Consider the following 21,891-nt stretch of genomic DNA (forward strand, 5'->3'; position numbering starts at 1 on the left):
TCCCCTCAGGGACACAGAGGTGCGTCGATGGGCGACGCCGATACGTCGTGGTCGGTCCGGGCGCCGGCCGGCTGACTGAGGGCCTCATGGATGCGGCCGGCGACATACCAGCTCGCCCGCACACGCGCCTCGCGGGTATGGGAGCCCAGCCGCGGAGTCAGGTACAGGTTCTCGGCCTCGTGCAGGGGCGTTCCGCGTGAGGCGAAACCAGCTTCCGCGCCGTCGAGCACGCAGGCCTCGATGCGGCCGTCGGCCAGAGCCTGCGAGAGGGCGATGGGCTCGAACAGCGCCGAGCGGCTGATACCCACCCAGTACTGGCCGGGCTTGCAATGGGCCAGCACGCGCTCGTTCACGAAGCCCTGATAGCGCGAGGCATACATCACCTGCACAGAGACGGCGTCGGCAAACGCAACCAGTTCGTAGAGGCTCACCGGCTCGACTTTCAGTCGGCTCCAGACCGGGGACGACCGGTGCACGGCCGGGTCGTAGCCGATCAGACGGGCGCCGAGGCTGCGCAGCAGCAGCGCGAGGGTGTGCGCGGCAGGGGCGAGCCCGAGCAGGCCGATCGTGCTGCCGTTGAGCTCCCGGCCGACGCGGATGTCGGCATGACGCTGCCCCGAGAGGGGCAGGCCGATGCCACGCCGATACAGCATCAGCAGCGCGGTGAGCAGGAACTCGGCATTCGAGCGCACATGCGCGGTGCGCGCGTGGATCACCCGCACGTCGCGTTCGCGGCAGGCCTCGAGGTCGGTGTTGTCGGTGTCGGCATGCATGCGGGCGACCGCCCGCAGCCGGGGCGCCGCCGACAGGAAGTCCCGGGTGACGACCGCCTTGCGCGGCAGCACGATGGCCCGCGCTTCGCGACACGCGGCCCGGATCCCTGCGGGGTCGGTAGCCAGGTCGGGGCGATGCTCGACCGCGTGCCGAGCCTCCAGCCACGCAACGGCTTCCGGCTGCAGCCGCTCGATGAGTAATATGTCCATGGTGAGTCCTTGTCCGACAGGGTTTTCAGCCTTGCGACGACACCTGTAACCAACTTCATTGTGAAGAATTGGTGAACTTTAGCTTCAATATTGCATACCGTCGATGACAACAAAGCCCACCGTCTGCAAGGCCGTCTTCCCTGTCGCGGGCCTCGGAACGCGATTCCTGCCCGCCACCAAGGCTGCGCCGAAGGAGATGCTTCCCGTCGTCGACAAGCCGCTCATCCAGTACGCCGTCGAAGAGGCTTACGAGGCCGGAATTCGGCACATGGTCTTCGTCACCGGCCGCAACAAGCGCGCCATCGAAGACCACTTCGACACAGCCTACGAGCTGGAAACCGAACTCGAGGCCGCGCAAAAACACGAGCTGCTGGCGCTCGTGCGGTCCATCAAACCTGACGACATGGACTGCTCGTATGTCCGTCAGCCGCGCTCGCTCGGTCTGGGCCATGCGGTGCTGTGCGCCCAGCCGCTGGTCGGCAAGGAGCCGTTCGCGGTGCTGCTGGCGGACGACCTGATGACGGGCGTGGACGGCGGGAAATCAGTTCTTGCGCAGATGGTCGATGTGTTCGCGCGCGTGGGCACGTCCATCCTCGCGGTCCAGGAAGTGCCGCAGGAGCACGTCCGCCGCTACGGCATCGTGGCAGGAGATGCGGCCGGCGAACGCCTGACGCGGGTGCACACCATGGTGGAAAAGCCCAGGCCGGAAGCCTCACCGTCACGCATGGGCGTTGCAGGCCGCTACATCCTCACCCCGGCGGTATTCGACGAGATCCGGCAGCAGCCGCGTGGCACGGGCGGCGAGATCCAGCTGACGGACGGCATCGCGCGCCTGATGTCGACGGAGGGCGTGCATGCCTACCTCTACGAAGGCAAGCGCTACGACTGCGGCAGCAAGCACGGCTTTCTCGAGGCGACGGTGGAACTGGCGCTCAAGCATCCTGAAGTCGGACCGGACTTCCGCGCATACCTGAGAAACACCATCTGCTGAACAAGGCAGCAATCGATGAAAGAGGCGCGCGTTGCGGCGCCTTTTTTTCTGTTGTGCGTGACGCCGCGGGAACTTCGCGGCGCGGCCGGCCCCGCCGACAGAGCGCCCGCGCTCGGCTCAGCGGCGCCGGAGAATGTGCACGAACTCCTGACCGGCGGACTGCTGATCGACCAATTCGTTGCCGGTCTGACGCGCGAAAGCCTGGAAATCGCGCACCGACCCTGCGTCGGTTGCGACGACCTTCAGCAGCTGGCCGGCCTGCATGTCGGCCAGCGCTTTCTTGGCCTTCAGGATGGGCAGCGGGCAGTTGAGCCCGCGGGTGTCGATTTCCTTGGCGATGTCCATGTTGGTTCCTGAGCTGAGCGGCGAATTCTAGGGCTCGAGGTAGCGGGGCTCATGCCCCTGGCTGCGCAGCCAATCGGCCAACGCCTGCCCGGTCCCGGCGCGCCAGCACCGCACGGCATCGTAGTCGTACAGGCGCCAGTCCGCCAACTCGGGCGAGAGCACCACCTCGCCATGCGCGACGGCATGGTAGGCAATGATCACCTGGTTCATGCGCTGGAAGTCGTAGACCCCGATCAGGCCCAGTCGGCTGACCTCCAGCGACGTTTCCTCGCGGATCTCCCGCACGATGCCGGCCTCCGGCGTTTCGCCGGCCTCCATGAATCCGGTGATCAACGCATACATCTTGTGGGGCCAAGCCGCGTTGCGCGCCAGCAGGATCTTGTCCTGGTACTGGATCACGGCCGCCAGCACCGGCGTCGGGTTGTTCCAGTGGGTCCAGCCGCAGGCGACGCAGCGCAGGCGCTCTCGCGGGCCGCTGTCTTCCTGCCGCACGAGGGGGGCCAGCGCACCCGCACAGGCAGGGCAAAAGCGCCAGGCTGCGTCGGACACCGTCAGGCCGGGAACACGCCGGTGGAGAGATAGCGGTCGCCCCGGTCGCAGACCACGAACACGATGGTCGCATCCCGCACCGACGCGGCAATCTGCTGTGCCACCCAGCAGGCGCCCGCAGCGGAGATGCCGGCGAACAGGCCCTCCTCGCGCGCCATGCGCCGGCACATGTCTTCGGCGTCCTCCTGGCTCACGTAGACCAGCTCGTCCACGGTGCTCGCGTCGTAGATGCGTGGCAGGTACTCCTCGGGCCACTTTCGGATGCCGGGAATGCGCGAGCCTTCGCTGGGCTGTGCCCCGATCACGCGGATCGCGGAGTTCTTTTCCTTGAGAAAGCGTGAGACACCGGTGATGGTGCCGGTGGTGCCCATCGCGCTCACGAAGTGCGTGATGCGGCCGCCCGTCTGCTCCCACAGCTCAGGCCCGGTGGTCTCGTAGTGGATGCGGGGATTGTCGGCATTGGCGAACTGGTCGAGCACACGCCCCTTGCCTTCGCGCTGCATGTTTTCAGCCAAGTCCCTCGCATATTCCATGCCGCCGCTCTTGGGTGTGAGGACGAGTTCGGCACCGAACGCCTTCATGGTCTGCGCACGCTCGATGGAGAGGTCCTCGGGCATGATCAGCACCATGCGGTAGCCGCGGATCGCAGCGGCCATGGCCAGCGCAATGCCGGTGTTGCCGGAGGTCGCCTCGATGAGGGTGTCGCCCGGCTTGATCTCGCCGCGCTCTTCGGCGCGGCGGATCATCGACAGCGCCGGACGGTCCTTGACCGAACCGGCAGGATTGTTGCCTTCGAGCTTGCCCAGCACGACATTGCCGCGCTCACGATTGGCCGGCACCCCGATGCGCTGCAGCGCAACCAACGGCGTCCTGCCGACCGCGTCTTCGACTGTGGGATAGTGCATCGGCAGCACTGTGCCATAATTTTCGGCTGCACTTTCCGCACTGCCCGAGTGGTGAAATCGGTAGACGCAGGGGACTCAAAATCCCCCGCCGCAAGGCGTGCCGGTTCGAGTCCGGCCTCGGGCACCAGCCACAACTTTCCGCCTCGATCGGTCCGCGCTCACCTCGCGGCCGGCTTCCGATCCAGGAGCTCGGCTGCAAGCGTGCTCTTCGTACGCCCACCTGCAGCTTCATTTCGGCCGTTCACGCCCACCGTTGCGGGCGCCTCGGCAGGCGCCCGGCCGTGCTGGAATGGCTCCGGCAGCGCGCGACGCTCTGCGCCCGATCACCAACCCCACAGCAACCCGCGGGCAATCCAGCCGGTGCGCGCGTCTTCGCCGCGCACCCTCACCCAGCCGCGACGCTGCTCGAGGACGCGGAACACGTCTCCGTACTGCGCCTGTCCGATGACCCGGTGCTTGGTGCCCGCACCCGCGCGCAGGTTGGCCCTGGGGCTCTTGACCACGTAATGCGGCGTGGTCGCGGTGAGCCGCTTCGCGATCCAGCCGCGGTCGCCCTCGAAGTCGATCACCTTCACCCACGATCCCTTGCGCTGAACCACCTTGACCGGATAGTTGCGCCCCAGCTGCCACAGCACGTCCGATCGCAGGGACGGGGCGGCTCGCATGTTCACCTTCTCCCCCTTGATGGTGAGGAGCTGCTGCGCTCCGGCGAATTGCGGGACCGCCGCAGCGGCGGTGACGCCCAGCGCCAGCACAAGGCGGGGAAGCAGTTTCCTCACAACGTGATGCAAAACCATCGGCAAGTTTTCTCCTCTCAAAGAATGGCCGAGCCGCTGGCCCATCGATAAGTTCCCCGGACCGCTCACCCTTCCTGCGCAGGTCCTGCCGGCCGGGCCGCTCGTCCGTTGTCGTGGCCTGCGACATCGTCGCTGCGCGAGCGCGCGGAGCCGCCGCCGCGCAGCGGCGCGAGCAGGTGCTTGAGCCCGTTGTGGTCGATCTCGTGCATGAGCGCCAGCAGGCGCCCGAGCTCACCCGGCGGGAAGCCTTCGCGCGCAAACCAGCGCAGGTAATCGCCGGGCAGGTCGGCCAGCGCCACGCCCTTGTGCTTGCCGAACGGCATGCGGGTGTGGACGAGGCGAATCAGGGCGTCGGTCATGGGCAGCATTGTCGTGCCCCGTTTCGCACGGGCCGCAGATCGCGTCAGCCGGCGAAAACCAGCGCGTCCACGGCCAGAACCCCGTCTTCGCGCAGCAGCAGCGGGTTGATCTCGGCGTCTTGCACACCGTGCTGGCCGTCGGCGAGCGACGACAGAGCAACCAGCGCGCGCGCGAGCCCCTCCAAGTCCGCGGCGCGACGTCCGCGCACCCCCGTCATGGCGCGCATCATCGGGAGTTCGGCCACCATGCTCCTGGCGTCGTCGATGGACACCGGCGCAAGCCGGATGCTGCGCTGGTTGGCGATTTCTGCCCAGATCCCGCCCGCGGCCAGCAGCACGATCGGCCCTGCCTCGGGATCGACACGAAAGCCCAGGAGCACCTCGCCCAGGCCCTGTGCCATGGGCTGCACCAGAGCCTCGTCGCAGCGCGCGTGCGGGGCCGCCTGCGCCAGGCTGGCACGCAAGCGGCCCAGCGCCCTCACCAGCGCCTCGGGGCCCTCGATGCCGAGCAACACACCGCCCACGTCACTCTTGTGCGCAAGGTCCGCCGAAGACGCCTTCACCGCCACAGGGTATGCAAACGGCAGCTGCGGCGCCGCCGGTGCGTCCAGGGGCAGCCGCACCACCGGCGCGTGCGGGATGCCCAGCCGCGCGAGCAGGCCGTAGCTGTCGAATTCGCTCCAGGCACGCGCACGCTCCGCGCGCCGCCCGGCCGGCCGCGCACGCGGGCTGCGCCGCCCGAAGACCGCCGCGATGGCATCGGCGCAGGCCTCGGGCGCGCGAAAACACGGAACGTCGGCAGCCGTCAACGAGGCCAGCGCCTCGGGGGCGTCTGGCACCAGCAGCACCGCCAGCGGCTTGGCGGAGCCGCCGCGCGCGTCGAGCAGGGGTGCCACCGCCAGCTCAGGCTGGAAACGCGCCGAAGACCCCACGGTGGCGAGCACCAGGTCGAACTCCGGGGCCTGCAGCATCGCGTCCAGCACCGGCTTCATGACCTCGTAGCGTGTGCCGGCAAGCGTGAGGTCCAGCACCTCCCCAGAGCGCAGCCGCACCCCCGCTTCGCGGATGCGCGCCACGGTTTCTTCCGAAGGCGCCTGAACCGTAAGCCCGCGCACGCCCAGTTGATCGACCACCGTGGCCGCCCCGCCGCCCGTCGTGGTCACCACACCCACGCGCACGGGCCGCGCCTGTCCGCCCACGGGAATGGCGACGCGTCGGGCGAGGCAAGGTGCCTCCAGCAAGGCATCGAGCACGCCCACGCGCGCGATGCCGCAGCCGCGCAGGAAGGCGTCGGCGATGTCGTCCTCCCCGGCGATGGCCCCTGTGTGGGTGGCGGCCATGCGCGCCGCCACCCGGGAGCGGCCGAGCTTGTACGCGATGATCGGCCGGCCACGCTGCGCCGCCTGCAGGGCGAAGCGCTGCAGGTCCGCCGCATGGCGCAGCGATTCGAGGAACAGCACATAGCTGTCGACGCCCTCGTCGTCCAGCGTCGCTTCGCAGATTTCGCCGAGGCTCAGATCCGCCTCGCTGCCCACCGACACGAGACCCGCGAAGCCGACCCCGCGCGCTACGCCACGGGACAACAGCGCGCCGATCATGCTGCCGCTGTGCGAGGCGCAAAAGAGGCGGCCGACGGGAAGGCGCTGCTCGGCGAATGCAGCATTGGCGGTCAGCAGCAACCCATTGCGCGGGTTGGCGACTCCGATGCTGCTCGGGCCCAGCAGGCGCAAACCGCCCGCGCGCGCCATGTCGCGCAACGCGTGCTCGCGCTGCGCGCCCTCCGGGCCCTGCTCGGAGAAACCGTCCGCAAGAATGGTGGCCACGCGGACGCCCCGCTGCACGCATTCGCGGACGGCCTGCTCCACGCGCTCGGCTGCCGCAACGATGAAGACATGCTCCGGCACTTCGGGCAGCGCGGCCAGAGCGCTCCAGGCTCGCGCCCCCTGCACTTCGGTGCGCGTCGGGTGCACCGGATACACGCGCCCCTGAAACCCGGCGGCGCGCAGGAACGCCAGCGGGCGCCCCGCCGGGCGGCCCGGATCGTCGGAGGCGCCGTAGAGCGCGACGCTCGCAGGCCGCAGCAGTGCGTCCGCCAGCGCCGCTCGCGTGCTCACGCGCCGGCCCGTTGCGAGAAGCTGCGCCCGAACACGCCCTCGGCGATGCGGTTCTTCAGCATCTCGACGGAGCCGCCGGCGATCATCCAGCCGCGCGTGCGGCGCACGCAGTACTCCACCAGCGTCTCGCGGCTGTAGCCCAGCGCACCCATCACCTGCATGGCCTCGTTCGCCACGTCCCAGCCGGCCTGGTTGCAGGCGAGCTTGGCCACCGCCGTCGCCTGGGCCGTCGGCAGTCCGCCCTGCCCGGACAGCACGGCCTGGTAGAGCGCCAGCTGCGCCAGCTCGAGCTTGAGGTGCATGTCGGCGAACTTCCACTGGATGCCCTGGAATTCGCACAAGGTCCGGCCGAACTGCCGCCGCGTCGCGGCATGCTCGCGGGCCCGTTCGAAGCAGTAGCGCCCCAGCGTCAGCGACCGCGCCGCATTACCGAGTCGCTCGACATTGAAGCCGGCGATCTGGCGGCGAAATCCGCCGGCGCCGAGCAGGATGTTGTCCTGGTGGACGCGGCAGTTCTCGAAGTGCAGCTCGCTCCACGCCTCACCGCTCATGAACGCGGCCGGCGGCCCGACGGTGAGGCCCGGCGTCGCGCGCTCCACCAGCACCGAGCCGATGCCTTCCAGTCCCGGCCCGAAACGCGCATAGACCAGGAACAGGTCGGCGTCGGGGCTGTGGGTGGAAAACACCTTCGTGCCGTCGAGCACCACCGCGTCGCCCTCCATGCGCGCGCGTGTCTTCAGCTCGGTGACCGCCGAACCCGCATCGGGCTCGCTCATGCCGAGCGCGATCACGGTCTCGCCCGAGAGCAGGCCGGGCAGATAGCGCGCCTTCTGTGCTTCGCTGGCGTATTCCACGAAGGTGCGGATCGGCCCGAAGTTGCCCGCCTGGACCACGTCCGCGCTGCGCGGGCAGGCCATGGCGACCTCCTGGATCGCCAGGACGGCATGCATCAGCGTGCCGCCCTGGCCGCCGTCTTCGGGTGCGAAGGAGATGCCGAGCAGCCCCTGCTGCGCCATCAGCCGCGCCACGTCGCGCGGGAAACCGGATGCGTGCGCCCGCTCCAGCGCCCGGGGCGCGAGCTGCTCACGCGCGAAGCGGCGCACGCTGTCCGCGAAAGCCTGTTCGTCATCGCTCAAGCGAAAGTCCATGGCCGTGGTGCCTCAGGCGCGCGGGTTGAACGGATCCTTGATGCCCGCGCCGGTGTCGATCCACACGCTCTTGGTTTCGGTGTAGTCGTAGATGGCCTCCAGCCCGTTCTCGCGCCCGAGTCCGCTTTCCTTCATGCCGCCGAAGGGCGTGGCGTAGTTGGTGCGCCGGTAGGTGTTCACCCAGACGGTGCCTGCGCGCAGGCGGCGGGTCATGCGGTGCGCGCGCTTGATGTCCTGCGTCCAGACACCGGCGGCGAGGCCGAAGCGCGTGTCGTTGGCGATGCGCACCGCATCGTCCTCGTCCTGGAAGGGGATCAGGCAGAGGATCGGGCCGAACACCTCCTCGCGGGCGATGCGCATGTCGTTGCGCACGCCGCCGAAGATGGTGGGCTCGATGAACAGGCCCTGGCGCAGCGCCGGGTCGGGCGGCGGGCCGCCGCCGCACAGCAGCGTGGCGCCTTCGCTGCGCGCGAGCTCGATGTAGCGCAGCACCTTGTCGTACTGCATGCGGCACGACACGGTGCCCATCTCGGAGGCCGCATCGAGCGGGTCGCCGATGCGGATGGCCCGCGCGCGCTCGACCAGTGCACGCGCGAAGCTGTCCAGGATGCTCGCCTGCACCAGCGCCCGCGACCCCGCAAGACAGGTCTGGCCCGTGGCACCGAAGATGCCCGCCAGCACGCCACTGAGGGCGCCCGGCACGTCGGCGTCTTCGAAGACGATGTTGGGCGACTTGCCGCCCAGCTCGAGCGATACGCGCGCCAGCCGGTCGGCCGCCGCGTGGGCCACGGCCTTGCCCACCTCGGTAGAGCCGGTGAAGGCGATCTTGTCCACGCCAGGGTGGCTAGCCAGGGCCGCACCCACCCGGCCGTCGCCGGTGACCACGTTCACCACGCCCGGCGGAAAGCCCGCGCGCTCGAACAGCTCGGCCAGCACCAGCGTGGACACGGGCGTCACCTCCGAGGGCTTCACTACGAGCGTGTTGCCCGCCGCAAGGGCGGGACACAGTTTCCAGAACAACAGCGACAGCGGGCTGTTCCAGGGAGTGACGGCGGCGACCACGCCGATCGGCTCGCGCACGGTGTAGTTCACCATGTCGGGCACGCTGATCGAGACGGTATCGCCATGCATCGATTCGGCCATGCCGGCGAAGTAGTAGCAGTGCGCCGCGAGCCCCGCGGTCTGGCCCAGCACCTCGCGCATCAGCTTGCCGTTCTCCAGCACCTGCACGTTGGCCAGTTCCTGCGACTGCTGTTCCAGCAGCTGCCCCAGCGTGCGCAGGCAGCGCGCGCGCTGGGCCGGCAGGAAACGGCTCCAGGGGCCGGACTCGAAGGCACGCCGTGCGGCATCGACGGCCGCATCGACGTCGTGCTCCGTGGCCGCGGGCACGCGTGCCCACGCGCGCCCGGTGTACGGGTCGATGCTTTCGAAGACCTCTTCGCTGGAAGACGCGCGCCACTGCCCGTCCACCAGCATGCGGTAGGTGCGCATTTCGCGCGCACGGATGTCCACTGCGGCGGGCGACGTGGCACTGGTCATTGCGGCGTCACTCCACCATCGGGACGTTGGCGTCCTTGATCACCTTGGCCCAGTGCGCCTTCTGCTTTTGCAGGAAGGTCTTGAATTCCTGCGGCGACTGGCTGGCCACCGGCTGCAATCCGGTCTCGCGCAGCTTGGCGATGTACTCGGGCTCCGCCGCGATCTCGCGCAGGGCGGTGTGCAGCGTGCGCACCACCTCCGGCGGCGTCTGCGGCGGCGCGGCGATGCCCAGCCAGGCGATGGCCTCGAAGCCCGGCAGGGTCTCTGCCATCGTGGGAACGTCGGGCAGCACCGGCGAGCGTTCGGTGGTGGTGACCGCCAGTGCGCGCAGCTTGCCGCCGCGCACGTGCGGCAGCGGCGAAGGCAGCGAATCGATGAAGAAGTGGATCTGTCCGCCCATGACGTCGGTGATGGCCTGCGCGGCCCCCTTGTAGGGGACGTGCAGCAGCTTGGTGCCGGACGCAAGTGCCAGCATTTCGCTGATCAGGTAGGGCGCGCTGGCCGAGCCGAAGGAGCCGTAGGAGATGGTTCCCGGGGCCTTCTTCGCCGCCGCGACCAGATCGGACACGCTCTTGAAGGGGCTGTTGGTCGAGACCACCATCGCGTAGGGGAAGCGCACGATCTCCGACACGGGCGTGAAGTCCTCGATCGGGTCGAACGGAAAGCTCTTTTGCAGGTTGGGCGAGACCGCGTGCACCGTCGCCGCCATCACCAGCAGGGTGTAGCCGTCTGCCGGCGCACGCGAGACCGCCTGCGAGCCGATCTGGCCGGTGGCGCCGGGGCGGTTCTCCACCACCACCGGCTGCCCCAGCTTGGCCGACATGCGCTCGCCCAGCAGGCGCGCGGTGAGGTCCACCGTTCCGGCGGCCGTCCAGGGCACCACAAGCTTGATCGGACGGGTCGGGTAGGCGCCACCCTGCGCCAGGCCGACCGCCGGGATGGCGCACGCGAGTGCGGCGGCTGCCGCGGCTTTGATCAGATGCCTTCTTGAAGTGCCCATGTCGCTGTCTCCTGTAGTTGGTTGAGGGAAACGAAGGAACGTCGTGATTCAGGAGCCTGCTGCCGGCTCCCAGCCATAGTGGGTACGCGCATGATCGAGCGTGATCAGCCCGTCGCGCAAGTCGCGCGCGACCGCTTCGCGGCTGCGCTCGCGCGGATCGCCATAGCCGCCGCCGCCGGGGATGTGGCTGACGATGCGGTCCCCCGCGCGCAGCACCACCTGGCGGCCGGCGTCCTGGCTCTCGCCACGGATGGACAGGAAGCCCCGTGGCGCATGCCCGCCTCCGAGCACGCCCTCGGGTGGGTGGATGAACCGCCCGCCCCGGAAGCTGGCGAGCACGTCGCCGACCGGGCCGAGATCGCCCTCGAGCATCTTGAGCACGTAGCGCTGGCCCAGGCCCCCGCGGTACTTGCCCGGCCCGGCAGAGTCCTCCCACAGCGAGCGTTCCTCCACGATCACGGGAACCTCGCTCTCGATGACTTCCGCCGGCGTGTTGCCGACGTTGTAGGGAAAGGCCAGGCAGGAGACGCCGTCCTTCGCGGCGCGCGCGCCCAGCCCGCCGCTCGCGACGTTGAAGGGCGCGAAATTCTCTCCATCGCTGCGTTTGCCGAACATGTACTGGCCCCACATCGGCGTCGCTCCCGCACCCGCGCACACGCGCTCGGGCGCTGCCGGCGCGATGGCCTGGTAGACCAGGTCGGGCAGGAAGTTGCCGATGGCCGTGCGGCCGAAGACCGGAGCCGGAAACCTGCAGTTCAGGACACTGCCCTCTTCGGCGACCACCTGGATCGGCGCCAGCGTGCCCTCGTTCACCGCCACCGGCAAGTCCAGCATGCACAGCACGCCGAAGACCGTGTACGCGCTGGTGTAGGTGAGGGTGCAGTTGATGGCCGGCGCCACCTGCGGCGAACTGCCGGAGAAATCGACGACGATGCGGTCGTCCTCGACGGTGACCGCCGTGCGGATGGTGAGGGTGTCGCCGCCGACGATGTCCACCAGCGCCTCGTGGCGGAAGGTCCCCTTGCGCAGCTTGCGGATCTCGGCGCGCGTGACCTCCTCGCTGCGCGCGACGATCTCGTCGGCCAGCCCCTGCAGGTCGGCGGTGCCGAGTTCGCTGCACAGCTCGCGCATGCGCTCGCTGCCCACATGGCAGGCCGACACCTGCGCCCCGAGGTCGCCCACCACCGTTTCGCTGGAACGCACGTTGGCCTGGATGAAAGCCATCACGTCGGCATTGACCTCGCCTGCGCGATAGAACTTGAGCATCGGGATGCGCAGGCCCTCCTCGTAGTTGTCGCGGCTCTCGGTGGTCGCGCGCCGCCCGCCGATGTCCACATGGTGGCAGCAGGTGATGACGAATCCGATCAGCCGCGCGCGGTGGAAGATCGGCAGCATGATGCTCACGTCGTTGTGGTGGCCGCTTCCAGCCCAGGGATCGTTGCCGATGAGGACGTCGCCCTCGACCAGTGTCGCCGGGGGATGGGCGACCAGGAAGGCGCGCAGCATGGAGCCGAGCGGGCCGCACAGGCCGGGGGTGCTGTCCGGCGTCTGTGCCAGCAGCCGCGCGCGCGCGTCGAACACGGCGCAACCGTAGTCGCCGATGTCGCGCACCACGGTGGAAAACGAGGTGCGCCGCAGCGTCGAGCCGAGTTCGCCGACGATGGAGACGAGGCGCCTCCAGTACATCTCCAGGAGGATGGGGTCGATCTTGTGTGCGGGGGTCGTGTTCATGATTGGCCCTTGGGCGATTCCAGTTTCACGATGAGGCTGCCGTTGCGGTCCACGTAGGCGAAGGAGTCGCTGTGGATCACGGTGGTCGATTCGTTTTCTTCGACGATCGCGGGGCCGGCGAAGTGCACACCCGGCGTGATCGCATGGCGGCGATGCACCGAAAAGGGCTTCCAGCTGCGGCTGCGGGCGCAGAACGCCTGGCGCGTGCCGATGCGGCCGTCGCCCTCGTTCTCTGTGGCGGCCACCGGCAGATCGACGACCTTGCGGCTCGCGCTGGCGGCCAGCCGGAAGTTCATGATCTCGAGCGGCGCCGTCGCAAAGATACGCCCGTACAGCTTCTTGTAGGTCCGCTCGAATGCGCTGCGCATCGCCTGCACCGCCGCTTCGGGGGCGAGGCCTTCCGGCAGCACCGCGTTGACGTCGTAGCCCTGCCCCAGGTAGCGCATATCGACGCTGAACTCATAGGCGATCGCCGCGCGATCGACCGTCGCGGGCATGCGCTCCTCGCACTCGGCGACCAGCTCGGCGCGCACCTGCGCGAGCATCTCCGGCGTGACGCGCGACAGCAGCACGCGCCGCGAACGCACCGCGTCGTAGCTCACCGGCGCAACGATCATCCCGAAGGCCGCCGCGACACCCGCGCGCGGAGGGATCAGCACGGTCTCGATGCCCAGCCGCGCCGCCAGGTCGCAGGCATGCACCGGGCCCGCCCCGCCGAAGCCGACCAGCGCGCACGATTTCGGGTTCTCGCCCTTCTCGCTCGCGTAGGCCTTGGCTGCGGAGGCCATGTTCTCGTTGACGATGGCGTGGATTCCGAAGGCCGCTTCTTCCACCGTGATGCCGAGCGGCTCGGCGAGCGCGCTGCGGATCGCCTCGACCGACTTGTTGCGGTCCAGGCGCATGCGCCCGCCCAGGAAATGCTCCGGGTCCAGGTAGCCCAGCACCAGGTCGGCGTCGGACACGGTGGGTTGGGTGCCGCCCTGGCCATAGCAGGCCGGGCCCGGAACCGCGGACGAACTCTCCGGGCCCACCTGCATGGTGCCCACCGCCGTGCGGTGCGCGATGCTGCCGCCGCCGGCCCCGATTTCGATGAGATCGACCACCGAGATGCGCACCGGGATACCGCTGCCCGGTTTGAACCGGTGCACGTGCGCCACCTCGAAATCGTTGGTGCGGATCGCGCGGCCGCCTTCCACCAGCGCCAGCTTGGCGGTGGTGCCGCCCATGTCGAAGGCCAGCACTTTGTCGAGGTCGGCCAGGCGCGCGAAGTGCGCCGCGCCCAGCGTGCCCGCCGCTGGGCCGGATTCGATGATCTGCACCGGGAACTCCCGCGCGAACGCCACCGAGTTGATGCCGCCGCTGGACTGCATCATCAGCAGCTCGCCGTCGAACCCCTGGGCGCGTACCCGATCCTCCAGGCGGCTGAGGTAGCGCGCGGTGACCGGCTTGGCGTAGGCGTTGAGCGTGGTGGTGGTGGTGCGCTCGTACTCCTTCATCTCCGGCAGCACGTCGCTCGACAGCGTCACCGCCATGGTGGGCGCGAGTTCGCGCACGATCTCCGCCACGCGGCGCTCGTGCGCCGGATTGGCATAGGAATGGATCAGGCAGATGGCCACCGATTCGCAGTCCTGCGCCAGCAGCGCCTGCACGGCCGCGCGGGCCGAGGCTTCATCCAGCGGCTGCAGCACCGCGCCCGTCGCGTGCAGGCGCTCGTCGACTTCCATGCGCAGGTGCCTGGGTACCAGCGGTTGTGGAAACTCGATCTGCAGGTCGTAGGCGTCGAAGCGCTTCTCGCGCCCGATCTCCAGCGCGTCCCGAAATCCCCGGGTGGTGATCAGCCCCGTGCGGGCGCCCTTGCGCTCGATGACGGCGTTGATGACCAGCGTGGTGCCGTGCACCATCACATCGATGTCCCGGGCCGTTGCGGCGCGGCGTGCGGTCAGTTGCCTGACCCCCTCGTCGATCGCCAGGGACGGATCGCCCGGCGTGGTGAGGCACTTGTATACCGCGACGCGGCCGGTGCTCTCATCGACCTCCACGAAATCGGTGAACGTGCCGCCGATGTCGCTGCCGAGCGTGATCATGGATGTCCTCCGCTGTGTTCCATGCAAATCAGTCTAGGCACCGCCACCCGGATCGGTAAGTCGTCGCCGATCAAAATGCGCTTTAACATTTGGTTGAAGCCCAGACCGACCGCATGTGGAGGACTCCCGGTGGACAAGCTCCGCGCCCTCGAATATTTCATCGCCACGGCCCAGGCCCGCAGCTTTTCGGGCGCGGCACGCGAGCTGGACGTCAGCGTCCCGGCGATTGCCCGGCTCGTCTCCGCGCTGGAGAAGAGCCTGGGGGTCAACCTGTTCGAGCGCACGCCGCAAGGCATCAAGCTCACGGCCGACGGCGCCGCCTACCTCGACATGTGCCAGCCGCTGCTGCGCCAGCTCACGGTGGCGGACGAGGCTTTGCGCGGCGCGGCCTCGCGCCCGCGCGGCACCCTGGTGGTGGGCTGCCCCACCATCCTGTCGCAGCGCTGCATCGTGCCGTGGCTGCCCGAGTTTCATGCGCTCTATCCCGACATCCACATCGACATGCGCACCGTCGATAAGCCCACGGCGGTCGATGCCGATGTGGCCGAGGTCCAGGTGCTCTACGGTTGGCCCGACCAGCCCGGACTCATCCGCAAGCGTCTCGCGAACACGCGCCTGCTCATCTGTGCTTCGCCGAGCTACTGGCGCACCCACGGGGTGCCCGCCCGCATCCGGGATCTCGAAGCGCACCAGTGCCTGCTGTTTCGGGACCACGAAGGGACGGTGATCGACTTCTGGGAGCATGAGCGCGACGGGCAGAAGGAGTCCGCCTCGGTCAGCGGCTGGCTCGTGAGCACCCACCGCGACGACATCCTCGATGCGGTGATGAACGGCCAGGGCGTGGCCCGCTTCACCGATCTCTCCATACGCGAGCCCCTGCGCAGGGGCCAGCTGGTCCCCGTGCTGCTGGAGTGGGAGTCGCGGCACTCACCGCCGGTGAACCTGCTCTACCGCAGCAGCCAGCGGCGGCTGCCTCGCGTGCGCCTTTTCATGGACTTTCTCGCCGCCAAGTTCCGGCGGATGGAAGAAGAGCGCGAACCCGAACTGGCCGTGCACATCACTCCCGAACGGCCTGACTGGTACCGTCGCCGGCATGGCAGGGCGTCTGCGACGCCGCGCTGAGCGCGGGCACGTCGAGTCCGCGCCTGCCTGAGGAGCGCGCAGACCTGTCGATGCCGCGCACCTGCTCGGCACCGGCGCGCGAGGCGTGATCGGGTCCTGCCGTTCTCGGTGGCGGGCGCACTGGCATCCTGCCGTGCAAGCAAACCGGAGGAACCGCGGACCCGTGGCCGCTACTCACGCAGGTCACCGTTTTTCGCGAGAGTGAACTCGTCGCCGCCACCCCCTCATGAGCCTCATCGAACGTCGCGCCTATGAAGGCTCCCCCGATCTCCGCGGTGTCGATGCGCTTCCGGCGCGCGCCGAGGTCGGCGCGCCCCACGAGAGCGCGAGCAGCAGTCATGGCGCCCAGCCCGGCGCCATGTCCGTACGCTGGATTCCCGGCGACAGCTGCGACACGCGCATGCTCCTCGGCGCGCTCGAGCAGGCCTTCGGCGGCGGCATCACCCAGGCCGTGGCCGACGAGTTCGGCCTCACGGCGCATCCTGACGTACCCCTGAGCGCGCGCAAGGTGCAACTGGCCCTCGATGCTGCAGAAGTCGGCGCGCAGGCCATGGCCGGGGTGCAGTTCGCCGCATCGCTACTGAACCTGCCCCCTGCGCAATCGGCCACCCGGGTCGCACACGGGTGACGGCGCGGCCGCACAAGCTGCTCCACGCATAGCGCCTCTGCCGTGCAGGCGGGAATCGATCACCCGCCGCTCCACGCTGCCCGCCGGGCGCAGCCATTGCACCCACGCCCTCCGCAACCACCGCGGCCACCGCAGCCAAAAGGACGAATGCCAATTCCTTACCGCAAGGTCAGATCACTACCACTATTGACTAATTAGCTACTCTGGTGCAACGTGGCGGCTCTACAGTAGTTCCTTGGAGCTCCCTTGATCGCCCAAACCACTGAAAACCAGACACGTTTTGCCGCATTTCCAGGCGCCGAAACACTCCAGGACCTCCCCTCCGTTGCTGACGAGGCCGACGCCGACGCTCCCACGGAACCGCGCACCTTCCGACCGGAAGACGAAGCGCTGTTTCGGCAGCTCGTCCTTGCACACCGCCACCGCCTCTACCGTTTCATCGTCAAGCACATCGGTTGGGGCTCCGATGCCGAAGAGCTGACGCAGCAGGCCTTCGTGCAGGCCGCGCACAGCTACGCGAGCTTCAGGGGCGCGTCGGAGCTCTCCACCTGGCTCTATGACCTGCTCGCCGGCCGCGACGGAGCCCCCCGCAATCAGGTCCGGTTCAGCAAGCGCCTGCTTCCGGTCCCGCCGGCCCGCGGGCCTGAACCTGTGCGGCCCTGATCGCGGCAAGCGCTCTGCGCCGTGGCTGCTGCTGCGCGCGCCCTGCGTGCCATGCCGGTGCCCCCGTGCGGCATTGCCGCGCGTGCGTCGCAGTCTTGGCTGCCCAGGTGCCGATGCCGATGCCGATCAGGCCAGCGAACGCCGGAAGGCGCTGGCGAGCGGAACATTCGGTGGGTGGGACCCCTCAGCGATGGGATCCATCGGGGCCGCAGAGGCCGCCCCGGCCTGCAACACCGAAAGTCGCAGGCGCTCGCGCCAGCTGGCCGCGGTGCTCACCAGTGCCTGCACCGCTGCGAGCAGGCTGCGCTCGTCGCTCTCCTGCACGGACAGCTCCCACTGCAGGCAGGCGCGCCGGTCGGGTCCGATGGCGAAGGTGGCACCGCCGGCGCCCCGCCCCATGAAGCTCGCCTCCAGCATCGCGCTCAATGCCGCCGCCGCGAGCGCCTGCGTTGCGCCGGCATCCGCCAGCGGGCAGTACAGCACGATGCGCTGCGGTCGCGGCTGGAACACCAGCGTCACACGCCATTCGTCGTCGATAAGCAGCTGGCAGCAGCCGTCGCGATCGGCGCAAAGTCCGTCGATGTCCAGCAGCGCACCCAGGCCGGACAGCAGCGCGTCGGGAAAAGGTCGGTTCATGCGGTTTCACCGCTCCGCGGCACAGGCGGAACACATCCCTAGGTTCACCAATGCGGCAGTCCAAGTCAACCATAGTCTTCGCGCGAAAGCACGGCGGGCGGCAGCGCGTGCAGTCCGGCTCCGACACCAGGAACGGCAGCACGCCGACGTGGCGCGACGGCATCGCCGATAGCCTTGCGCCAGAACTTCAGCCGCGCCCTCGACACCATGCACCACCGATCAATCCAGCGACGGCGTGGCCGGGTGGCTCGGCACCTGCGCCGCTTCGGCGTCTTCTGGCTCGTTGCGCTCGCCCTGCTGATCGCCTCCCAGATGCTGTGGCAGTGGCACACATGGCCGGTGCGCGACCTGATGGACGCCGTGAGCACGGGCGCGCAGCCATGAGGAGCAGGCCGTGAGCGAACGCCGTGCGTGGTTCGCCCGATTGCGCCTGCAGCACGTGCTGGCGGTCCTGCTGGCCGCCTGGGCATTGGGACTGGCGATCGCCGCGATTCGCCTGCAGCCCTGGCAGCAGGAGGTCTCGCGCGTGCTGATCCAGCTGCGCGCGGACGACTTGCTGCGCTCCAGCGTGCGGCAGTGGGACCAGGTCCATCCCGAGTGGTATCGCAAGCGTGCGCTGGCCTTGCTCTCGGCGGTGGAACGGCTGCGCCACGATACGGCCTGGTCGCTGGTGATGCCGGGCTCCTGGCGCCTGTTCGACGACCTCGAGGAACGCGCCGCCGAGCGCATCGACTCCGCCTTCGCGAGCGTCGTGGTCGAAACGATCCGGCGTGAGCTCGACAGCCGCGCCGCCTTGTTGGCGGGCCTGCCGCAACACCCGGCGACCGGAGAGATCGACACCGGTGCGCAGTGCAGCGCACCCACTCTGCGGGGGGCAGGCCCGCAGCGCACCGTCGCGTCCACCGAGGGCGACGCCGAAGATGCCGCTTTGCTGCAGCACCTGCAGGAGGTGCAGCAACTCGACCAGGCCGTGGCGGCGCTGCTGGCGCTGCGCGATCCGGCAACGGCCCGGGCCGAGGACATGCGCATGCTGGTGCGCTACAGCCTGCGCGCCGAGCTGTCGGGGCCGGCATCGCGCGGGCTGCGGCTGTTTCATGCGCACGCCGCGCTACCTGCGCCGCAGGCCGAGGCGCTGGTCGGGCGCTTGCGCTGGGCCGTGTGGTGCAGCGTCACCAAGGGCGCCGAGGCGGCGCAGGCCCGCTGGTTCGAGCGCAACGAGCTGCTCGCACTCGAGGAGCGCCTGAACGGCATCCGCGCGTCCACGCTCTTCGCACCCAGCAGCGCCGTCGGGCTGGCAGCGAGCCGTGAGCGCCTGCGCAGCACCGCCGCCCTGATCGCCCGCCAGCAGGCGTTGCTCGCTCGGGGCAGCCACCAATGGATGCGCAGCGACACGCTGCCGCCGTCTTCCGTGCACGTGGAGCTGGTTCGCCGGGTCGCGCAGACGCATCTTCTCGGACCAGACCTCGCGGCCCGTTTGCAGGCCCAGGCCCACGTCGGCCACGCGCAGTTCCGCAAGCGCTTCGACGCGCACTTCGCGCGGCCCGACGCCGGGCTGGCCTGGCATCCGCTCTCGGGCCGCTACGCACTCGCGCCGCAGCGCGCCGCGCTTGGCGAAGGCCTGGCCTTGCTGGTGGCGCAGCCCTTCATGGCCGATGCCGAGCCAACGAGCGCCGTCCTTCCTGCCGGCTACGGCAGCTTCGCGAGCGCTGCAGCAGCCGACACCACGCCATCCGAACTCTCGGAGCTGGCACAGCAGCGCAGGCGCTTCATGCGCGAGACGCTGCCGGTCTTCCCGAAGCCGTGGCACGCGCTGGTTACCCGCTATGTCGAAGACCGCGTGCTGCAGCGTGCCTATGAGCAATCGGCGCGCTTCGTAGCCGCGGGCGCCGCCGTCCCGCCGCCGTTCATGGCGCCGATGGACGTGGCATGGCAGCGTGTTCGCCAGGTGGAAGCCGCGCTGCAGGATGCCGGATCGCCCCGCATCGCGGGGCAGGTGCGCGAGCGGCTCGAGCGCGAGGTGCTCGCGCCGCTGGCGCTGGCCTCCGCCGCTGCGCGGCCGCCGACGCAGGTGCTGCTGCCCGCGCCCGTTCCGCTCTACGGCAACTAAGCGATCGCCAGGTCGCTGCGGACACCGGCGTTCGGCGCGTGACTGGCAGAGCGCGGGCAACTCGCGTCGCCCTCCGCACCGCAGATGTGCGCCGTCGCGCCGCATCAGCCCGTCGCCTGCAGGCCTTCGAGCACCGTCGGATAGCGCAGGCGCAGGCCCAATTCCCGGGTGAGCCGGTCGTTGCGCAGCCGGCGCGATTCACTCATGAAACTCAGAAGGACCAGCGGCAGCGCATCGGCCGCGCCGGTGCGTGCGATGCGCGGAGGTCTCGGCATCCCGTACAGATCGGCTGCCGCGTCGAAATAGTCGCCCATCTTCAGCGCGCTGTCGTCGCAGACGTTGTAGCTGCGCTGCGGGCGGCCGCGCCACAAGGCCAAGAGCACGGCGCGCGCGAGGTCATCGGCATGGATGTGGTTGGTGTAGACGTCGTCCTGCGCCCTCAGCACCGGCGTGCCGCGCTGCAGGCGTTCGCGTGGCGTGCCGCCCTTGCGGTCGGGTGCGTAGATGCCGGGGATGCGCAGCACGCAGGTGCGCACGCCCACCGCGCGGCCGAGGTGGCGCACCAGCGCTTCGGCATCGGCGCGTCGCTGCGCGCGCGGCGTGGACGGCGCGATCGGCCGGGTTTCCGCGACCCAGTCCCCGGCGCAATCGCCATACACGCCGCTGGTCGAGCCATACACCAGCGAGCGCGGCGCAGTGCGCCTGCGCAGCGCGCGCGTGAGCGCCAGGGTGCGCGTGTCGCGCCACCAGGCGCCGGGCGCGTCGGGGGGCGGCGGCGCAAGGTGCACCACGCGCGTCGCCAGGCCGGCAAGGCGCTCCAGCGTGCCTGGCCGGTCGAGGTCGCCGGGCAGCGGCGTGATGCCGCACGCGCGCAATTCGGCGACGCGCTCGGGCGAGGACGTCAGGGCCAGCAGGCGCACGCGGGCTCGCTGCTCGCGCGCGAGCCGCAGGCCTACGTCGCCGCAGCCGACGATCAGGAGGCGCTCACGGCGAAAGCGCGCCGGCAGCGCGCCGAGGGGGGTCTGGTTTGAAGGCAAAATCGCAGGAACCGAGCAGACGACACAACAGGCAAGGATAGCGAAGATGACGAGTGCCACGGCCCAGGCGGGCCCCTTCCAGGTGACCGTGCAGCCGAGCGGACGCAGCTTCAGCGTCGAGCCCGGCGAGACCATCCTGGCGGCCGGCATACGGCAGGGAGTGGGGCTGCCCTACGGGTGCAAGGACGGTGCCTGCGGCTCGTGCAAGTGCCGCAAGCTCGAAGGCGAGGTGACGCATCGTGCGCACCAGAGCAAGGCGCTCAACGCGGGCGAGGAAGCGGTCGGCTACGTGCTCACCTGCAGCGCCACCGCGCAGAGCGACGTGGTGCTCGAGTCGCGCCAGGTCACCGACGAGAGCGCGTTCCCGATCCGCAAGATGCCCTCGCGCGTGCAGTCGCTCGAGAAGAAATCTCACGACGTGATGATCGTGCGCATGCAGCTGCCGGCCAACGACGCGATGCGCTACCACGCCGGCCAGTACGTCGAATTCATCCTGCGCGACGGCGACCGGCGCAGCTACTCCATGGCAAACGCACCGCATACGCTGGTGCGAACCGACGGCCCCACGCCCGCCGCGCCCGTGATTGAACTGCACATCCGCCACATGCCGGGCGGCAAGTTCACCGACCACGTGTTCACCGCCATGAAGGAAAAGGAGATCCTGCGCCTCGAGGGCCCCTACGGCAGCTTCTTCCTGCGCGAGGACTCCGACAAGCCCGTGGTGCTGCTCGCCTCGGGCACCGGCTTCGCGCCCATCAAGGCGGTGATCGAGCACATGCAGTTCCAGGGCATCACCCGCCCGGCCGTGCTGTACTGGGGCGGCAGGCGCCCGCGTGACCTCTACCTCGACGACTGGGTGCGCGCGCGCTGCGCCGAGATGCCGAACCTGCGCTACGTGCCGGTGATCTCGCACGCCCTGCCCGAAGACAACTGGACCGGCCGCACCGGCTTCGTGCACAAGGCCGTAATGGAGGACCTGCCCGACCTGTCGGGCCATCAGGTCTATGCCTGCGGTGCGCCGGTGGTGGTCGATTCGGCGCGCGCCGATTATTCGGCGCACGCCAAGCTGCCTCCGGACGAGTTCTACGCCGACGCCTTTACCACCGAGGCCGACAAGCACCGCGACTGAGCACCTGGCGCGGATGCTCGCGGC

20 protein-coding genes, 1 tRNA gene and 1 pseudogene are annotated in these 21,891 nt (G+C 69.4%); 8 read left to right on the top strand and 14 right to left on the bottom strand.

Annotated features, from left to right (window positions below; all coding sequences use genetic code 11):
• Window positions 1-5: 5 nt before the first annotated feature.
• Window positions 6-983, bottom strand: coding sequence for an NAD(P)-dependent oxidoreductase (locus tag WG922_RS04220; protein ID WP_340280904.1), 978 nt, complete (start codon window positions 981-983; stop codon window positions 6-8).
• Window positions 984-1,086: 103 nt separating this feature from the next.
• On the opposite strand from WG922_RS04220, the gene galU reads away from it, so the two are divergent.
• Window positions 1,087-1,974 (top strand): UTP--glucose-1-phosphate uridylyltransferase GalU, encoded by an 888-nt coding sequence (gene galU / locus WG922_RS04225; protein ID WP_340280905.1) that lies wholly within the window; start codon window positions 1,087-1,089, stop codon window positions 1,972-1,974.
• A 117-nt stretch (window positions 1,975-2,091) separates the two neighbouring features.
• Here galU and WG922_RS04230 read toward each other — a convergent pair whose 3' ends face one another.
• From WG922_RS04230 to cysM, 3 genes are read right to left on the bottom strand one after another with little or no spacing between them, the layout of a single operon-like run.
• On the bottom strand, window positions 2,092-2,319 hold the full coding sequence (locus WG922_RS04230; protein ID WP_340280907.1) for a sulfurtransferase TusA family protein: 228 nt from the start codon (window positions 2,317-2,319) through the stop codon (window positions 2,092-2,094).
• Between the two features lie 27 nt (window positions 2,320-2,346).
• Entirely contained in the window at window positions 2,347-2,868 is a 522-nt protein-coding gene (locus WG922_RS04235) for an NUDIX hydrolase (RefSeq protein WP_340280909.1), read from the bottom strand.
• A gap of 2 nt (window positions 2,869-2,870) precedes the next feature.
• Entirely contained in the window at window positions 2,871-3,773 is a 903-nt protein-coding gene (cysM, locus tag WG922_RS04240) for a cysteine synthase CysM (RefSeq protein ID WP_340280911.1), read from the bottom strand.
• 42 nt (window positions 3,774-3,815) lie between these two features.
• On the opposite strand from cysM, the gene WG922_RS04245 reads away from it, so the two are divergent.
• Window positions 3,816-3,900: transfer RNA gene (locus WG922_RS04245), tRNA-Leu, on the top strand.
• Between the two features lie 196 nt (window positions 3,901-4,096).
• Here the strand turns inward: WG922_RS04245 and WG922_RS04250 are convergent.
• The 8 genes and pseudogenes from WG922_RS04250 to WG922_RS04285 all read right to left on the bottom strand — a co-directional run bounded on the left by WG922_RS04250 (window position 4,097) and on the right by WG922_RS04285 (window position 14,545).
• Window positions 4,097-4,552: an SH3 domain-containing protein gene (locus WG922_RS04250; protein ID WP_340280912.1), complete on the bottom strand. Its 456-nt coding sequence runs from the start codon at window positions 4,550-4,552 to the stop codon at window positions 4,097-4,099.
• A 173-nt stretch (window positions 4,553-4,725) separates the two neighbouring features.
• Window positions 4,726-4,938, bottom strand: a pseudogene (locus WG922_RS04255) (DUF3820 family protein); the annotation flags it as partial.
• 35 nt (window positions 4,939-4,973) lie between these two features.
• On the bottom strand, window positions 4,974-7,043 hold the full coding sequence (locus WG922_RS04260) for an acetate--CoA ligase family protein (protein ID WP_340280913.1): 2,070 nt from the start codon (window positions 7,041-7,043) through the stop codon (window positions 4,974-4,976).
• Window positions 7,040-8,191: an acyl-CoA dehydrogenase family protein gene (locus tag WG922_RS04265; RefSeq protein WP_340280914.1), complete on the bottom strand. Its 1,152-nt coding sequence runs from the start codon at window positions 8,189-8,191 to the stop codon at window positions 7,040-7,042. The genes WG922_RS04260 and WG922_RS04265 overlap by 4 nt, the downstream gene beginning before the upstream one ends.
• 12 nt (window positions 8,192-8,203) lie before the next feature.
• Window positions 8,204-9,730, bottom strand: a complete 1,527-nt coding sequence (locus WG922_RS04270) for an aldehyde dehydrogenase (protein ID WP_340280915.1) — start codon at window positions 9,728-9,730, stop codon at window positions 8,204-8,206.
• Window positions 9,731-9,737: 7 nt separating this feature from the next.
• Window positions 9,738-10,730, bottom strand: coding sequence for a Bug family tripartite tricarboxylate transporter substrate binding protein (locus WG922_RS04275; RefSeq protein WP_340280917.1), 993 nt, complete (start codon window positions 10,728-10,730; stop codon window positions 9,738-9,740).
• A 48-nt stretch (window positions 10,731-10,778) separates the two neighbouring features.
• Complete coding sequence (locus tag WG922_RS04280) at window positions 10,779-12,461, bottom strand: hydantoinase B/oxoprolinase family protein (RefSeq protein WP_340280919.1); 1,683 nt, start codon at window positions 12,459-12,461, stop codon at window positions 10,779-10,781.
• The gene (locus WG922_RS04285; RefSeq protein ID WP_340280921.1) at window positions 12,458-14,545 is read right to left on the bottom strand and encodes a hydantoinase/oxoprolinase family protein; all 2,088 of its coding nucleotides are present in this window, start codon (window positions 14,543-14,545) and stop codon (window positions 12,458-12,460) included. The genes WG922_RS04280 and WG922_RS04285 overlap by 4 nt, the downstream gene beginning before the upstream one ends.
• Window positions 14,546-14,674: 129 nt before the next feature.
• On the opposite strand from WG922_RS04285, the gene WG922_RS04290 reads away from it, so the two are divergent.
• The 3 genes from WG922_RS04290 to WG922_RS04300 all read left to right on the top strand — a co-directional run bounded on the left by WG922_RS04290 (window position 14,675) and on the right by WG922_RS04300 (window position 16,958).
• Window positions 14,675-15,667, top strand: coding sequence for a LysR family transcriptional regulator (locus tag WG922_RS04290; RefSeq protein WP_340280922.1), 993 nt, complete (start codon window positions 14,675-14,677; stop codon window positions 15,665-15,667).
• Between the two features lie 226 nt (window positions 15,668-15,893).
• Complete coding sequence (locus WG922_RS04295; RefSeq protein WP_340280923.1) at window positions 15,894-16,295, top strand: hypothetical protein; 402 nt, start codon at window positions 15,894-15,896, stop codon at window positions 16,293-16,295.
• A 246-nt stretch (window positions 16,296-16,541) separates the two neighbouring features.
• Window positions 16,542-16,958 carry an RNA polymerase sigma factor gene (locus tag WG922_RS04300; RefSeq protein ID WP_340280924.1) on the top strand — a complete coding sequence of 139 codons (417 nt, stop codon included), beginning with the start codon at window positions 16,542-16,544 and terminating at the stop codon, window positions 16,956-16,958.
• Between the two features lie 126 nt (window positions 16,959-17,084).
• Here the strand turns inward: WG922_RS04300 and WG922_RS04305 are convergent, their stop codons facing one another.
• A complete protein-coding gene (locus WG922_RS04305) occupies window positions 17,085-17,594 on the bottom strand; it encodes a type III secretion system chaperone (RefSeq protein ID WP_340280925.1) in 510 nt (169 codons plus the stop codon).
• 207 nt (window positions 17,595-17,801) lie between these two features.
• Between WG922_RS04305 and WG922_RS04310 the strand changes: the two genes are divergently transcribed.
• Window positions 17,802-17,978, top strand: a complete 177-nt coding sequence (locus WG922_RS04310) for a hypothetical protein (protein WP_340280926.1) — start codon at window positions 17,802-17,804, stop codon at window positions 17,976-17,978.
• Window positions 17,979-17,988: 10 nt separating this feature from the next.
• Window positions 17,989-19,701, top strand: coding sequence for a hypothetical protein (locus WG922_RS04315; RefSeq protein ID WP_340280927.1), 1,713 nt, complete (start codon window positions 17,989-17,991; stop codon window positions 19,699-19,701).
• Between the two features lie 104 nt (window positions 19,702-19,805).
• Here the strand turns inward: WG922_RS04315 and WG922_RS04320 are convergent, their stop codons facing one another.
• Complete coding sequence (locus tag WG922_RS04320; protein ID WP_340280928.1) at window positions 19,806-20,738, bottom strand: SDR family oxidoreductase; 933 nt, start codon at window positions 20,736-20,738, stop codon at window positions 19,806-19,808.
• Between the two features lie 46 nt (window positions 20,739-20,784).
• Here WG922_RS04320 and WG922_RS04325 point away from each other — a divergent pair, with 46 nt between their 5' ends.
• A complete protein-coding gene (locus WG922_RS04325) occupies window positions 20,785-21,867 on the top strand; it encodes a CDP-6-deoxy-delta-3,4-glucoseen reductase (protein ID WP_340280929.1) in 1,083 nt (360 codons plus the stop codon).
• Window positions 21,868-21,891: the final 24 nt, after the last annotated feature.

It is taken from the genome of Ramlibacter sp. AN1015, assembly GCF_037726105.1.
GTDB lineage: Bacteria > Pseudomonadota > Gammaproteobacteria > Burkholderiales > Burkholderiaceae_C > Ramlibacter.

Bases quoted from the DNA above. Each gene is read 5' to 3' on its own strand.
- WG922_RS04230 (WP_340280907.1), bottom strand. From the start codon at position 2,319: ATGGACATCGCCAAGGAAATCGACACCCGCGGGCTCAACTGCCCGCTG.
- WG922_RS04280 (WP_340280919.1), bottom strand. From the start codon at position 12,461: ATGAACACGACCCCCGCACACAAGATCGACCCCATCCTCCTGGAGATG.
- WG922_RS04220 (WP_340280904.1), bottom strand. From the start codon at position 983: ATGGACATATTACTCATCGAGCGGCTGCAGCCGGAAGCCGTTGCGTGG.
- WG922_RS04295 (WP_340280923.1), top strand. From the start codon at position 15,894: ATGAGCCTCATCGAACGTCGCGCCTATGAAGGCTCCCCCGATCTCCGC.
- galU (WP_340280905.1), top strand. From the start codon at position 1,087: ATGACAACAAAGCCCACCGTCTGCAAGGCCGTCTTCCCTGTCGCGGGC.
- WG922_RS04270 (WP_340280915.1), bottom strand. From the start codon at position 9,730: ATGACCAGTGCCACGTCGCCCGCCGCAGTGGACATCCGTGCGCGCGAA.
- cysM (WP_340280911.1), bottom strand. From the start codon at position 3,773: ATGCACTATCCCACAGTCGAAGACGCGGTCGGCAGGACGCCGTTGGTT.
- WG922_RS04285 (WP_340280921.1), bottom strand. From the start codon at position 14,545: ATGATCACGCTCGGCAGCGACATCGGCGGCACGTTCACCGATTTCGTG.
- WG922_RS04305 (WP_340280925.1), bottom strand. From the start codon at position 17,594: ATGAACCGACCTTTTCCCGACGCGCTGCTGTCCGGCCTGGGTGCGCTG.
- WG922_RS04325 (WP_340280929.1), top strand. From the start codon at position 20,785: ATGACGAGTGCCACGGCCCAGGCGGGCCCCTTCCAGGTGACCGTGCAG.
- WG922_RS04275 (WP_340280917.1), bottom strand. From the start codon at position 10,730: ATGGGCACTTCAAGAAGGCATCTGATCAAAGCCGCGGCAGCCGCCGCA.
- WG922_RS04310 (WP_340280926.1), top strand. From the start codon at position 17,802: ATGCACCACCGATCAATCCAGCGACGGCGTGGCCGGGTGGCTCGGCAC.
- WG922_RS04265 (WP_340280914.1), bottom strand. From the start codon at position 8,191: ATGGACTTTCGCTTGAGCGATGACGAACAGGCTTTCGCGGACAGCGTG.